At 67.0% G+C, this 12,113-nt stretch carries 13 protein-coding genes; 11 read left to right on the plus strand and 2 right to left on the minus strand.

Annotation, left to right across the window (positions count from 1 at the left end; genetic code table 11):
* Nucleotides 1-48 precede the first annotated feature (48 nt).
* On the plus strand, nt 49-966 hold the full coding sequence (locus tag V9K97_RS22865; protein WP_337320898.1) for an AraC family transcriptional regulator: 918 nt from the start codon (nt 49-51) through the stop codon (nt 964-966).
* 44 nt (nt 967-1,010) lie between these two features.
* Here the strand turns inward: V9K97_RS22865 and V9K97_RS22870 are convergent, their stop codons facing one another.
* Nucleotides 1,011-1,919 carry a LysR family transcriptional regulator gene (locus tag V9K97_RS22870; RefSeq protein ID WP_337298241.1) on the minus strand — a complete coding sequence of 303 codons (909 nt, stop codon included), beginning with the start codon at nt 1,917-1,919 and terminating at the stop codon, nt 1,011-1,013.
* Nucleotides 1,920-2,085: 166 nt separating this feature from the next.
* Between V9K97_RS22870 and V9K97_RS22875 the strand changes: the two genes are divergently transcribed.
* The 7 genes from V9K97_RS22875 (at nt 2,086) to V9K97_RS22905 (ending at nt 8,660) form a co-directional block, all read left to right on the plus strand.
* Nucleotides 2,086-2,805, plus strand: a complete 720-nt coding sequence (locus V9K97_RS22875) for a pirin family protein (RefSeq protein WP_337298242.1) — start codon at nt 2,086-2,088, stop codon at nt 2,803-2,805.
* A gap of 140 nt (nt 2,806-2,945) precedes the next feature.
* Nucleotides 2,946-3,599, plus strand: coding sequence for a hydrolase (locus V9K97_RS22880; RefSeq protein WP_337320900.1), 654 nt, complete (start codon nt 2,946-2,948; stop codon nt 3,597-3,599).
* Nucleotides 3,600-3,615: 16 nt separating this feature from the next.
* Nucleotides 3,616-3,894, plus strand: a complete 279-nt coding sequence (locus V9K97_RS22885) for a XapX domain-containing protein (protein ID WP_258504132.1) — start codon at nt 3,616-3,618, stop codon at nt 3,892-3,894.
* Nucleotide 3,895: 1 nt separating this feature from the next.
* Complete coding sequence (locus tag V9K97_RS22890) at nt 3,896-5,785, plus strand: amidohydrolase (protein ID WP_337320901.1); 1,890 nt, start codon at nt 3,896-3,898, stop codon at nt 5,783-5,785.
* A gap of 5 nt (nt 5,786-5,790) precedes the next feature.
* Nucleotides 5,791-6,186 (plus strand): DoxX family protein, encoded by a 396-nt coding sequence (locus V9K97_RS22895; RefSeq protein ID WP_337320903.1) that lies wholly within the window; start codon nt 5,791-5,793, stop codon nt 6,184-6,186.
* The gene (locus V9K97_RS22900; RefSeq protein WP_337320905.1) at nt 6,179-7,774 is read left to right on the plus strand and encodes an MFS transporter; all 1,596 of its coding nucleotides are present in this window, start codon (nt 6,179-6,181) and stop codon (nt 7,772-7,774) included. Before V9K97_RS22895 ends, V9K97_RS22900 begins: the two co-directional genes overlap by 8 nt.
* A 64-nt stretch (nt 7,775-7,838) precedes the next feature.
* Nucleotides 7,839-8,660, plus strand: coding sequence for an alpha/beta fold hydrolase (locus tag V9K97_RS22905; RefSeq protein WP_258504136.1), 822 nt, complete (start codon nt 7,839-7,841; stop codon nt 8,658-8,660).
* A gap of 15 nt (nt 8,661-8,675) precedes the next feature.
* Here the strand turns inward: V9K97_RS22905 and V9K97_RS22910 are convergent, their stop codons facing one another.
* A complete protein-coding gene (locus tag V9K97_RS22910) occupies nt 8,676-9,491 on the minus strand; it encodes a helix-turn-helix transcriptional regulator (protein WP_337320907.1) in 816 nt (271 codons plus the stop codon).
* A gap of 263 nt (nt 9,492-9,754) precedes the next feature.
* Between V9K97_RS22910 and V9K97_RS22915 the strand changes: the two genes are divergently transcribed.
* The 3 genes from V9K97_RS22915 (at nt 9,755) to V9K97_RS22925 (ending at nt 12,105) form a co-directional block, all read left to right on the plus strand.
* Entirely contained in the window at nt 9,755-10,108 is a 354-nt protein-coding gene (locus V9K97_RS22915; protein WP_337320909.1) for a hypothetical protein, read from the plus strand.
* Nucleotides 10,109-10,282: 174 nt separating this feature from the next.
* A complete protein-coding gene (locus V9K97_RS22920; protein ID WP_337320911.1) occupies nt 10,283-11,488 on the plus strand; it encodes a TolC family protein in 1,206 nt (401 codons plus the stop codon).
* Nucleotides 11,485-12,105, plus strand: coding sequence for a hypothetical protein (locus tag V9K97_RS22925; protein WP_337320912.1), 621 nt, complete (start codon nt 11,485-11,487; stop codon nt 12,103-12,105). The genes V9K97_RS22920 and V9K97_RS22925 overlap by 4 nt, the downstream gene beginning before the upstream one ends.
* Nucleotides 12,106-12,113: the final 8 nt, after the last annotated feature.

Genomic DNA, 12,113 nt, shown 5'->3' on the forward strand with positions numbered 1-12,113 from the left:
GTTTCTCCCAGCCGACAATCGTCCCATGACCCTGCGCATCGTTCCCAAATGCTGAGTGCTCCTGGTATCGGCTGCCACTTCGGACAACGGCTCGCATCGCAGTACGGCATCGACGCGGTTCAGTCCTTCGTGAGCAGGTCGCGGCGCGGCTGCGAGCTGGGCATTGCGCGCATGCGCTATGAGCTGCCGCATCTCTTCGTGCTCGCGCCGCTGCCCACCGAGGACGCGTTCCTGCTCAGCGTGGAGATCAATCCGGGCGGCAGCCGACGCATCATCCGCGACGGCAACAGCCGGCAACTGGGCCTGCAGCAAGAGGGCGCTTTTCACATTGCCGATCTTTCACGGCGCGCCTCGGCCTACGTGAGCAGTCCCTTCCATTCGGTGTTCTTCCACCTGCCGCGCGCAACCATCGATGCGTTCACCGAAGAAATGGAAATGCCGCGTGTCGACGGGCTGGGCTGCGCCGCCGGCACGCTCGATCCAGTGGTCGCCCATCTGGGGCGCGCCATGCTGCCGGTGCTGATGCATCCGCAGGATGCGAGCCGGCTGTTCGTGGAACACCTGGCGCTGGCGCTGAAGGCGCACGTGGTGCATGCCTATGGCGGCGTAGCCGGGCCGGCGCCGGTGCAAGCCCGAGGCCTCGCGCCCTGGCAGGAGCGCCGCGCCAAGGCGTTTCTCATGGAGCACCTTGCCGGGGACGTGTCGCTGGGCGACGCCGCGCGCGAATGTGCGCTGTCGCGCAGCCACTTCAGCAAGGCCTTCAAGCAGACCACGGGGCATACGCCGCATGCATGGCTTGTAGCGCAGCGCGTGCAAGCGGCGCGCCGCCTGCTGGGGCAGCCGCATCTTCCGATCGCGGAGATTGCCACCGCCTGCGGCTTTTCCGACCAGAGCCATCTGACGCGGGTGTTCACCGCGCACATGGGCACGTCTCCCGCGCGCTGGCGGCGCTTGAACGCAGGGTGATCGCGGGTTGATCGTGGGCTGATTCGCGCGCGGCCCGGACGGGTTCAGGCCGATCTCGGCAGCAGCGCCGGAACCAGTTGCCGGTTCAGCTGCTTCACCCACCACTGAAGCGCCTTTCCCTTGGCGCCGGTCTTCCATGCAAGCCAGAATGCCTCGGGGGCGCGCGGCTCTTCGGTTTGCAGCTCGATGAGCGTGCCGCGCTTCAGTTCGCCCTCGATGCAGGCCCTCGGCAAGAATCCGTGCCCCAGGCCCGCGGCCTGGCAGGCGATCTTCGCGGCCATGCTCGGCACCGCCACGCGGTGCTGGCCGGCAAGCAGCCCCACGGTGCGGTCGGAGAGGGTGCGCGCACTGTCGCTCACCACGATGGCGTTGTGTTCCAGCAGATCGCCGCGATGCAGCGGCCGCTCGAGCCGGGTCAGCGGATGCGTGGGCGCCACGCAGAACGCGAACTCGAGGCTGCCCACCATCACCGCCTGGTAGCCCCCGCCGGCCGGCCCCTCGCCTGCGGCAATGACGATGTCGGCGCGCCCTTCGCGCAATGCCTCCCAGGTGCCGGTGAGCGCCTCGCACCCGATGCGCAGCCGCGTGCCGCAGCGCAGCGCCTCGAACGCGCGGATGTCGTCGATCAATGCCTGCGTGGGAATCAGCGAGTCGTGCACCAGCCGCAGCTCCGATTCGAACCCGGTGGCGATCTGCCGCATGCGCGATTCGAGATCGCCCGCGGCGCCGAGCAGCCACCGGCCTTCCTTCAGCATTTCTTCGCCGGCCGCGGTGAGTGTCACGCGCGGCCCGTTGCGCACGAACAGCAGCATGCCCAGCTGCTCCTCGAGCTTGCCCACGGCGTAGGAGATGGTCGAGGGCACCTTGTTCAGGCGCGTGCCCGCGGCGGCGAACGAGCCGTGGCGCGCAATGGCGTCCACCAGTTCGATGGCTTCGAGGCTGAGCTTGAGCACGGCAGGTCCTTCAAGAATTGAATCATCGAAAAATTCGATGATTGACGGCTAAAAGTTTCGTCAAAAGGCCTTGGTGAAAGAAAGATGATTCGTCCATGCCTCGGAGATTCTTCTCCGAAGCGATTGTGAATCACATCGAACCAAACAACCACCAAGGACCTCAATCATGTTGGAAATTCGCAGCGCCAATGACCGCGGACTTGCAGACTTCGGCTGGCTCAAGTCCCGCCATACCTTTTCTTTCGGCCACTACCACGACCCGGAGCAAGAGGGCTTTTCGGACCTGCTGGTGATCAACGACGACCGCGTGCACCCCGGCCGCGGCTTCGGCACCCACCCGCACCGCGACATGGAAATCTTCTCGTATGTGCTCGACGGCGCGCTCGAGCACAAGGACTCGATGGGCACCGGCTCCGTTATCCGCCCCGGCGACGTGCAGATGATGAGCGCCGGTACCGGCGTGCGCCACAGCGAGTTCAATTCGTCCGCCACCGATCCGCTGCACTTCCTGCAGATCTGGATCGTGCCCAATGCCAAGGGCGTTGCACCGCGCTATCAGCAAGTGCACTTCGCGCCTGAGGAAAAGCGCGGCCGGCTGCGGCTGATCGTCTCGCCCGAAGGCACCGACGGCTCGCTTGCCGTGCACCAGGACGCCCGCGTCTACGCCGGCCTGTTCGACGGCGATGAAGCCGCCTCGCTCACGCTCGGCCCCGATCGCCATGCCTATGTGCATGTGGCGCGCGGCAGCGTGGAAGTCAACGGCCAGCGGCTGGGGGAGGGCGACGGTGCGCGGGTGCGCGGCGAAGAGCGGCTCGACCTGGCGCGCGGCCAGGGCGCCGAGGTACTGGTGTTCGACCTGCGCCCGAAAGAGTTGCCTTCTTTCTGACATTGCACATGCGCCCGTGGCCGGCGCGGACGGCAAATGTCCAAACGGCCTCACTAATCGACAAGACACGCATCGGCGCCGAAACGACGATGCATGGCAAGGCAAGACCTAAATTTTTTCACCAACTCACGGAGAGTCCCATGTCCATCAAAGCCACCCCTACCGCCGGTTCCAAGCTGCTCACCCCCGCCGACCACACGCTGATCATGATCGACTTCCAGTCGCAGATGGCATTTGCCACGCACTCGATCGATGCGGTCAACCTGCGCAACAACGCCGCCCTGGTCGCCAACGCGGCCGCCGGCTTCGGCGTGCCGACCATCCTCACGACCGTGGCCGAGAAGAGTTTCTCGGGCCCGATGTTCAGCGAGATCACCGATGCCTTCCCGGGCCAGAAAATGCTCGACCGCACCTCGATGAACACCTGGGAAGACGCCGCGGTGATCGACCGCGTGAACGAGATCGGCAAGAAGCGCATCGTGCTGTCGGGCCTGTGGACCGGCGTGTGCATCGTGGGCCCGGCGCTGTCGGCCATCGACCAGGGCTTTGAGGTGTTCGTGATTGCCGACGCTTGCGGCGATGTGTCCGCCGAAGCGCACAACCGCGCCATGGATCGCATGGTGCAGGCCGGCGCGCAGCCGATGACCTCGCTGCAATACCTGCTCGAGCTGCAGCGCGACTGGGCCCGCACCGACACCTACGAGATGACGACCGGCATCGCGAAGAAGTTCGGCGGCGCCTATGGCCTGGGCGTGACCTACGCCAAGAGCATGTTCGGCGCCCACGAAGGCTGATGGCCAGGTGAACGGAATGAAGCCCTACGTCCTGTCGCTCGCGCTCGGCCTGCTGGTCGGTGTGATCTACGCACTGTTCCAGGTGCGCTCGCCGGCCCCGCCGGTCATTGCCCTCGTGGGGCTGCTCGGCATCTTGCTCGGCGAGCAGATCCCGCCGCTCATCAAGAGCGTGATCAAGCCCGATGCCGTGGCCACCTCGTGGCTGCGGCACCAGGTCAAGCCGCATGTGTTCGGCGAGCTGCCGCAATGCGCCAAGGCCGAAGCCGGCACCGCGGCCGGAAAGAAGGACGCCTGACGTGGCCGGCATCACCGCCCCCCAATTGATCCTGCACAACGGCCGCTTCACCACGCTGGACCGCGCCAACCCCGTGGCCGATGCCGTGGCCATCGCGGACGGCCGCTTCACTCGCGTAGGCCGCGCGCAAGACATCCTGCCGCTGGCGGACGGCAGCACCCGGGTCATCGACCTGCAGGGCAGGCGCGTGCTGCCGGGCCTCATCGACAACCACCTGCACATCATTCGCGGCGGGCTCAACTTCAACCTCGAGCTGCGCTGGGACGGCGTGCGCAGCCTGGCCGACGCCATGGCGATGCTGAAGCGCCAGGTCGCGATCACGCCGGCGCCGCAATGGGTGCGCGTGGTAGGCGGCTTCACCGAACACCAGTTCGTTGAAAAGCGCCTGCCGACCATCGAAGAGCTCAACGCCGTGGCACCCGACACGCCGGTGTTCCTCTTGCACCTGTACGACCGCGCGCTGCTCAACGGCGCGGCGCTGCGCGCGGTGGGCTACACCAGGGACACGCCGGCACCGCCCGGCGGAGAAATCGTGCGCGATGCAGCCGGCAACCCGACCGGGCTGTTGCTGGCCAAACCCAACGCGAGCATCCTCTACGCCACGCTGGCCAAGGGGCCGAAGCTGCCTTTCGAATACCAGCTCAATTCCACGCGCCACTTCATGCGCGAGCTCAACCGCCTTGGCGTGACCGGCGCCATTGACGCAGGCGGCGGCTTCCAGAATTTCCCAGAGGACTACCAGGTGATCCAGCAGCTGGCCGATGCCGGCCAGCTCACCATTCGCCTGGCCTACAACCTGTTCACGCAAAAGCCCAAGCAGGAGAAGCAGGACTTCCTCAACTGGACGGCCAGCTCGAAATACAAGCAGGGCGACGACTACTTTCGCCACAACGGCGCGGGCGAGATGCTGGTGTTCTCGGCGGCCGACTTCGAAGACTTTCGCCAGCCGCGGCCGGACATGGCGCCCGAAATGGAGGGTGAGCTCGAAGAAGTGGTGCGCGTGCTGGTGCAGAACAAGTGGCCGTGGCGCATGCACGCCACCTACGACGAAACCATCGACCGCGCGCTCGACGTGTTCGAGAAGGTCAACCGCGACACCCCGCTCGCGGGCCTGAACTGGTTCTTCGACCACTGCGAGACCATCTCCGAAAAATCGATCGACCGCATCGCCGCGCTCGGCGGCGGCATTGCCGTGCAGCACCGCATGGCCTACCAGGGCGAATACTTCGTCGAGCGCTACGGCGCCGGTGCGGCCGAAGCCACGCCGCCGGTGAAGCGCATGCTCGAGAAGGGCGTGAAGGTGTCCGCGGGCACCGACGCCACGCGCGTTGCCTCGTACAACCCGTGGGTGTCGCTCTCGTGGTTGGTCACCGGCAAGACCGTGGGCGGCATGCAGCTGTACCCGCAGCGCAATTGCCTGGACCGCGAGGCCGCACTTCGCATGTGGACCGAGAACGTCACCTGGTTCTCGAACGAGGTCGGCAAGAAGGGCCGCATCGAAGCCGGCATGCTGGCCGACCTGATGGTGCCGGATCGCGACTTCTTCGCCTGCCCCGAGTTCGAGATTGCCGACACCACGGCGCTCCTGACCATGGTGGGCGGCAAGGTGGTGTATGCCGCGGGGCCGTTCCAGCCGCACGACGAGGGCGCGCCGCCGCCGGCCATGCCCGACTGGTCGCCTGTGCGCAGCTTCGGCGGCTATGCCGGCTGGGGCGATGCCGAGGGCGCGCCGCTGCAAAAGGCGATGCGCCGCGCGGCCATGGCCTGTGCATGTGCCAACAACTGCAGCGTGCACGGCCACCAGCATGCAACCGCCTGGAGCAGCAAGCTGCCGATTGCCGACCTGAAGAGCTTCTGGGGCGCGTTGGGCTGCGCCTGCTGGGCGGTGTGATGGCCATGCGCTGGACCACTTCACCCGCGGTGCGCTGGGTCGCCTTGCTGCTGCTCTGTGCGGCCTACCTGCAGGGCGGCATCAACAAGGCCCTGGACTTCAACGCGGCCATCGCCGAGATGAACCACTTCGGCCTGTCGCCCGCCGCGCCGCTGGCGGTGGGCGTCATCGTGCTGGAGCTGGGCGCCTCGGCGCTCATTCTCACGGGCTTCCTGCGCTGGCTCGGCGCGCTGGCGCTGGGCGGCTTCACGCTGATGGCGACCTTCGTCGCGCTGCGCTTCTGGGAAATGCCGCAGCCCGAGCGCTTCATGGCCGCCAATTCATTCTTCGAACACCTGGGCCTGGTCGGCGGCTTTGTGCTCGTGGCTTGGCTCGACCTGAAGGAGCGCACCCATGACTGATTCCCCCAAGGGCGCTGGAGCTTCGCCGCCCGGCGCTTTCGCTCCCCTGCGCCAACCGGTGTTCGCGGTGCTGTGGGCGGCCACCGTGCTCGGCAACATCGGCAGCTTCATGCGCGACGTGGCGAGCTCGTGGCTGGTGACCGATCTCTCGGCCAACCCGACCGCGGTGGCGCTGATCCAGACCGCGGCCACGCTGCCGATCTTTCTGCTGGCGATTCCGGCGGGCGTGCTCTCCGACATCCTCGACCGGCGGCGCTTCCTGATCTTCGTGCAGCTGGTGCTCGCGGCCGTGAGCGGCACGCTGCTGGTGCTCTCCCACACCGGCACGCTCACCGTCGAATACCTGCTCGCGCTGACTTTCGTCGGCGGCATCGGCGCGGCGCTCATGGGGCCGACCTGGCAATCGATCGTGCCCGAGCTGGTGCCCCGCAGCGACCTGAAGAGCGCGGTCGCGTTGAACTCGCTCGGCATCAACATCGCGCGCTCCATCGGGCCGGCGGCGGGCGGGCTCATTCTCGCGAGCTTCGGCGCCGCGGTGACCTATGGCCTGGATGTGCTGAGCTATGTGTTCGTCATTGCGGCGCTCATCTGGTGGAAGCGCCCCGCGGCCGTCGACACCGGTCTGTCCGAAAACTTCTTCGGCGCCTTCCGTGCCGGCATCCGCTACACGCGAGCGAGCAAGGAGCTGCACGTGGTGCTGTTGCGCGCGGCGGTGTTCTTTGTGTTCGCAAGCTCTGTGTGGGCGCTGCTGCCGCTGGTGGCGCGCCAGATGCTCGGCGGCACGGCGGGCTTCTACGGTGTGCTGCTTGGCGCCGTGGGCGCGGGTGCCATCGGCGGAGCGCTGTTGATGCCGCGACTGCGCAAGCGGCTCGACGCCGACGGCATGCTGCTGCTGGCTTCGCTGCTCAGCGCTGCCGTGATGGGCGGGCTGGTTTTTGCGCCGCCGCAGTGGCTTGCGGTAGCGCTGCTGTTGTTGCTGGGGCTGGGCTGGATCATCGCGCTCACCACGCTCAACGGCGTGGCGCAGTCCATCTTGCCGAACTGGGTGCGCGGCCGCGGGTTGGCCGTGTACCTCACCGTGTTCAACGGCGCAATGGCGGCCGGCAGCCTGGGCTGGGGCCTCGTCGCACAGCAGATCGGCGTGCCCTACACGCTGGTGGCCGGCGCCGTGGGCCTGGTGGTGGCCGGCCTCATCTTCCACCGGGTGCGCCTGCCCGCCGGCGAAGCCGACCTGCAGGCGTCGAACCACTGGCCCGAGCCGCTGCTGGCCGAGCCCGTGGCGCATGACCGCGGGCCGGTGATGGTGCAGGTCGAGTACCGCATCCGCAAGGAAGACCGGCCTGCGTTCATGGAGGCGATGAGGCGCCTGTCGCTCGAACGCCGCCGCGACGGCGCCTATGCATGGGGCGTGACCGAGCACACCGGCGACGCGGAGCGCGTGATGGAGTGGTTTCTCGTCGAGTCCTGGGCCGAGCACCTGCGCCAGCACCAGCGCGTGTCGCATGCCGACGCCGACCTGCAGAACGAAGCCGTGCGCTTTCACATGGGGCCCGGAAAGCCCGAGGTGCACCACTTTCTTTCCCTCTGATTTTTCGATGTCGGCTTTCTTTTTCCTTTCTCCTTTCCCTCAACTCCACTACCACTGAAAAACCATGACCACACTGACATTGCGCGACGGCACCGAGCTCTACTACAAGGACTGGGGCACGGGCCAGCCCATCCTCTTCAGCCACGGCTGGCCGCTCAGCGCCGACATGTGGGATGCGCAAATGCTGTTCTTCGCGGAACGCGGCTACCGCGTCATCGCGTTCGACCGCCGCGGTTTCGGCCGCTCGAGCCAACCCTGGACCGGCTATGACTACGACACCTTTGCGGACGACATCGCCGAGCTGATCGAAAAGCTCGACCTCAACGACGTGATCCTGGCGGGCTTCTCGATGGGCGGCGGCGACGTCACCCGCTACATCGCGCGCAAGGGCAGTGCGCGCGTGGCAAAGCTTGCGCTCATCAGCGCCGTGACGCCGCTGTTCATGAAGACCGAAGACCACCCCGTGGGCCCCGACGCATCGCTGTTCGCGGGCATTCGCGCCGGCCTGGCCGCCGACCGCCCGCAGTTTCTTGACGACTTCAGCACGCTCTTCTACGGCACCAACCGCCCGGGTGCCAACGTGTCGCAAGGCGTTTTCAAGCAGACGCTGCAGATCGCGCTGCAAGCCTCGATCAAGGCCACGATCGACTGCGTGACCGCGTTCTCCGAGACCGACTTCCGCCCCGACATGGCCAAGATCGACGTGCCCACGCTCGTGATCCATGGTGACGACGACCAGGTCGTGCCGATCGACGCCACCGGCAGGCTGGCAGCCAAGATGATCAAGGGCAGCCAGTTCAAGGTGTACGCCGGTGCGCCGCACGCCACCTGCACCACGCACAAGGACCAGGTCAACGCCGACCTGCTCGCGTTCATCCAGGGCTGATTGCTACACGGGCCATCAAAAGCCTGGCCGCGGCGGCGCTGTGTCTGCAACCCGCATCCTGCGCCGCCAGATGCCTGGCGGCACGCCGGCATGCTGCGAGAAGACACGGGAGAAGTGGCTTTGATCGGCAAAGCCGCAGGCCGCGGCAATGTCCGCCAGCGAAGCGCCGGCGTTCATGAGGAGCGCGCGCGCGTGCTCCAGCCGCTGCGCAATCAGCCATTGGTGAGGCGTGCAGCCGGTGGTCTCGCGAAAGGCATGGATGAAATAGCTGCGCGACAGCCCGCACGCATCGGCGATCTCGGTGATTGAAATGCTGCCGTCGAACTTGCTGCGCAGCATTTCCTTGGCGCGCGCCTCGTGCGAGCGCGACAGGATCCGGTTGGTGCGGGGGGCCGACGTTGCCGCGCCGCCGTAGGTTTCGACGAGATAGCTCGTCATGGCAACACTCAGCTGCTCGACGAACAACATGCTCGCGCCGGCGGGGTTCTCGAGCGCCGGCGCCAGGGCCTCGGCAAGGTTGAGCAGCACCTCGTCCCGGACGCCCGCCACATGGGCCAGGCTGCCGACGCGCTTGCCCGGCTTTTCCTCGATGGCCCGGTCCAGGCTGGCCTGCGATATCTCGAGCAGCACAAAATCGAAAGGGCGCCGGATGTCGGCACGATAGCGTTCCGAAAAACCGCGAATGTAGATCGACCCCCTGTCGAAGTCGTGGCACGAGGCATGCCGCCCGGCCACGATGCGCCGGCTGTGGCCGTCGCGCATCGAGATGCCGAGCAGCACGCCGCGAGCGCTGGGCTCCGTCTCCACATGGTGGAGGTGAGGCTGGGCCATGGTCTTGCGGTGGATTCCGACGCCGTTCGCGCTTAGGCCCTGGTCCCGTTGAAGATCGCTGGACATGCACCCGAGCGTGTCTTTCGGTGCCGGCGTGACTCGCAGCGGCGATGCTTGCGGAGCCGGCGGAAACGTAGTTCTGCTTTGCGCCAGACGGTCGCTTTCAACATGCATGGGTGGACGGAACAGGGAAGGGGAGTCGGCAAGCCTATCAGGAGCACGGGCATTCGAAGCCGCGCGGGAGCTTCCGGTAGACTGTTTGCATGCGTCGGCGCTTCGCGATTGTTCTTCTGCTGCTCTCTGCCTTTTGGCAGGCCTTTGCCATGGCCGGGCAGACGACGGCGTTTGCGGATGTGCAGGAAATCGGGCACGCCGTTCTTCACTGGCAGGGCGAAGCCCACCATCATCACGATGACGGATCGGTCGCGCTGGACGAGTCCGACGAATCCCTGCAGCACGTTGCCTCCGATGGTTGCCTGGGCAGCTCGGCAGTCTGGGCGACCATGTCGTTCACCTTTGCGCTGGCCGTCGGCGCACCGCCGCTGGCGGTGAACGAATTGCAAAGAGCCGGGCCGCATCCCGACGGCCCTCGACGACCTCCAAGACTGACCGCCTGAAAACGCCCTTGCTCACCCAGCGCTTGCGCGGGTGGGTCGTTTTCATGCAGGCGAAACCCGCCGGACGATGCTGTGCCTTGGTGCACGCGATCCGCGGGGCTCCTCGCCGCCACGTCAGTCAGGAGTCTTGTGAAACCCGTTCCATGGTTCGTGTCCTGCGCCGTCGCAGGAAGCGTGCTTCTGGGAGCCGCGCCCACAGCTGCGCAGGCGCCCGTTCCTTCGTCCTTTTTGCCGGCCGGCGTGACGCTTGGCCACGCCCTCGAGGCCGCCTGGCAGCGTGCCGTGCAGGCCCGGGAATCGGAGGCGCAGGTCCGGCGCGCCCGGGCCGAGCAGACCGCCGCGTCCAGCCTTTGGGCAGCGCCGCCCGCCGTCGAGCTGAACCATCTCAACGACCGCGCGCACTCGAATGCGGGGCGGCGCGAAACGGAAGTCGGTCTCGTCTGGCCGCTCTGGTTGCCCGGCCAGCGCGACGCGCGCGCCGCGGCGGCCGACGCCGAGTCGAAGCTTGCCGACGCCGCAACGCAAGCCGCCCGATTGCGCGTGGCCGGCCAGGTGAGGGAGGCGGCGTGGAAGCTGTCGGCAGCCCAGGCCGAAGCCGCTTCGGTGGCCACGCAGGCGCGCTATCTCCAAGGCATTGCCGACGACGTGCAGCGTCGCGTCCAGGCCGGCGATCTCGCACGAGCCGATGCACTGGCGGCGCGCGCCGAGCTTCTGGAGGCCAGATCCGCGCAGAGCGACGCCGACCAGCGCGTGCAGGCCGCGCGCGCGCAATGGAAAACGCTGACCGGGCTGGAGGCCATGCCGCGCTTGCAGCCTCCGCTGGCGGCGAGCGTTTCCGATATGCCCACCGAAGAACACCCGGAACTGCGCCTGGCCGCGCAGGCCGTCGAGCGTGCGCGCAAGCGGCTGGATTCAGTCAACCTGTCGCGCCGCGACCCGCCCGAGCTCTCCGTCAAATACCGCGAGGAATCCCCCGGTTTCGGAGAGGCGGCGCAACGCGGCATCGGAATCGGCCTTCGAATCCCGTTCGGCACCGACAGCCGCAACGCGCCGTTGCAGGCGGCGGCGCTCGGCGAGCTCGACGTGGCCGAGGCCACCGAGCAGCGTTTGCGCGAGCGGCAAGACGCTGACCTGGCCCTGGCGCGAAGTGCGCTGCAGAGCGCTGCGCAGCAACTCGACGGCACTCGCGATCGCGCAGGGCTGCGTCGTGAACGCGCCCAACTCGTCGACACGTCATTCAAGGCCGGCGAGACCTCGCTTCCCGAACTTCTGCGCGCCGCCAACGCAGCGGCGCAGGCCGATGCGGCACTCGCACGCCAGCAGGCCGCCCTGGGCCTTGCCCACGCCCAACTCCAACAAGCACTCGGACTTCTTCCATGATCGATTCATCGAACGCCACACAGCGCAGGTGGCATCAACGCCTGGTGCTACTCGCAGCGGCCCTGTTCCTTTTCTTCGCAGCCGGTGCCATGGCATCGCCTGGGGCCCATGGCCCGAATGGCGAGCATCTCGATGGCCCCACCCAGGCGGCGTCCGGCGCGAGCAAGGCACCACGCATGGAAGCCAGGTCGGAGGCCTTCGAACTGGTCGGCCAACTGCGCGATGACGAGTTCTCGATGCTGATCAACCGCTTCGAGACCAGCGAACCCGTGCTGGACGCAAAGGTCGAGATCGAGACCGGCGCACTGAAGGCGCCCGCAAAGTTCCACGCGGACATGGGCGACTACGCGGTGGACGATGCCGCGTTCCTCAAGGCATTGAAGGCCCCCGGCGCGCATGCGGTGGTAGTCACCATCGTGGCGGGTGCCGAGTCCGATCTGCTGGAAGGCACGCTCACGAGCGAAGGCGCCGACGCGCATTCGCATGAAGACGGGCACGGCCATGGAATGCCGACGACGGCATGGCTGGTCCTGGCGCTCGTCGCGCTGGGTCTTGTGATCTACGCGCTGAGCCGCAGGCCTGGCGGCCGCACGGCAACACGCTCTGGAGACGCTTGATGAAGCAG

The organism is Variovorax sp. CCNWLW186 (assembly GCF_037203865.1).
GTDB lineage: Bacteria > Pseudomonadota > Gammaproteobacteria > Burkholderiales > Burkholderiaceae_C > Variovorax.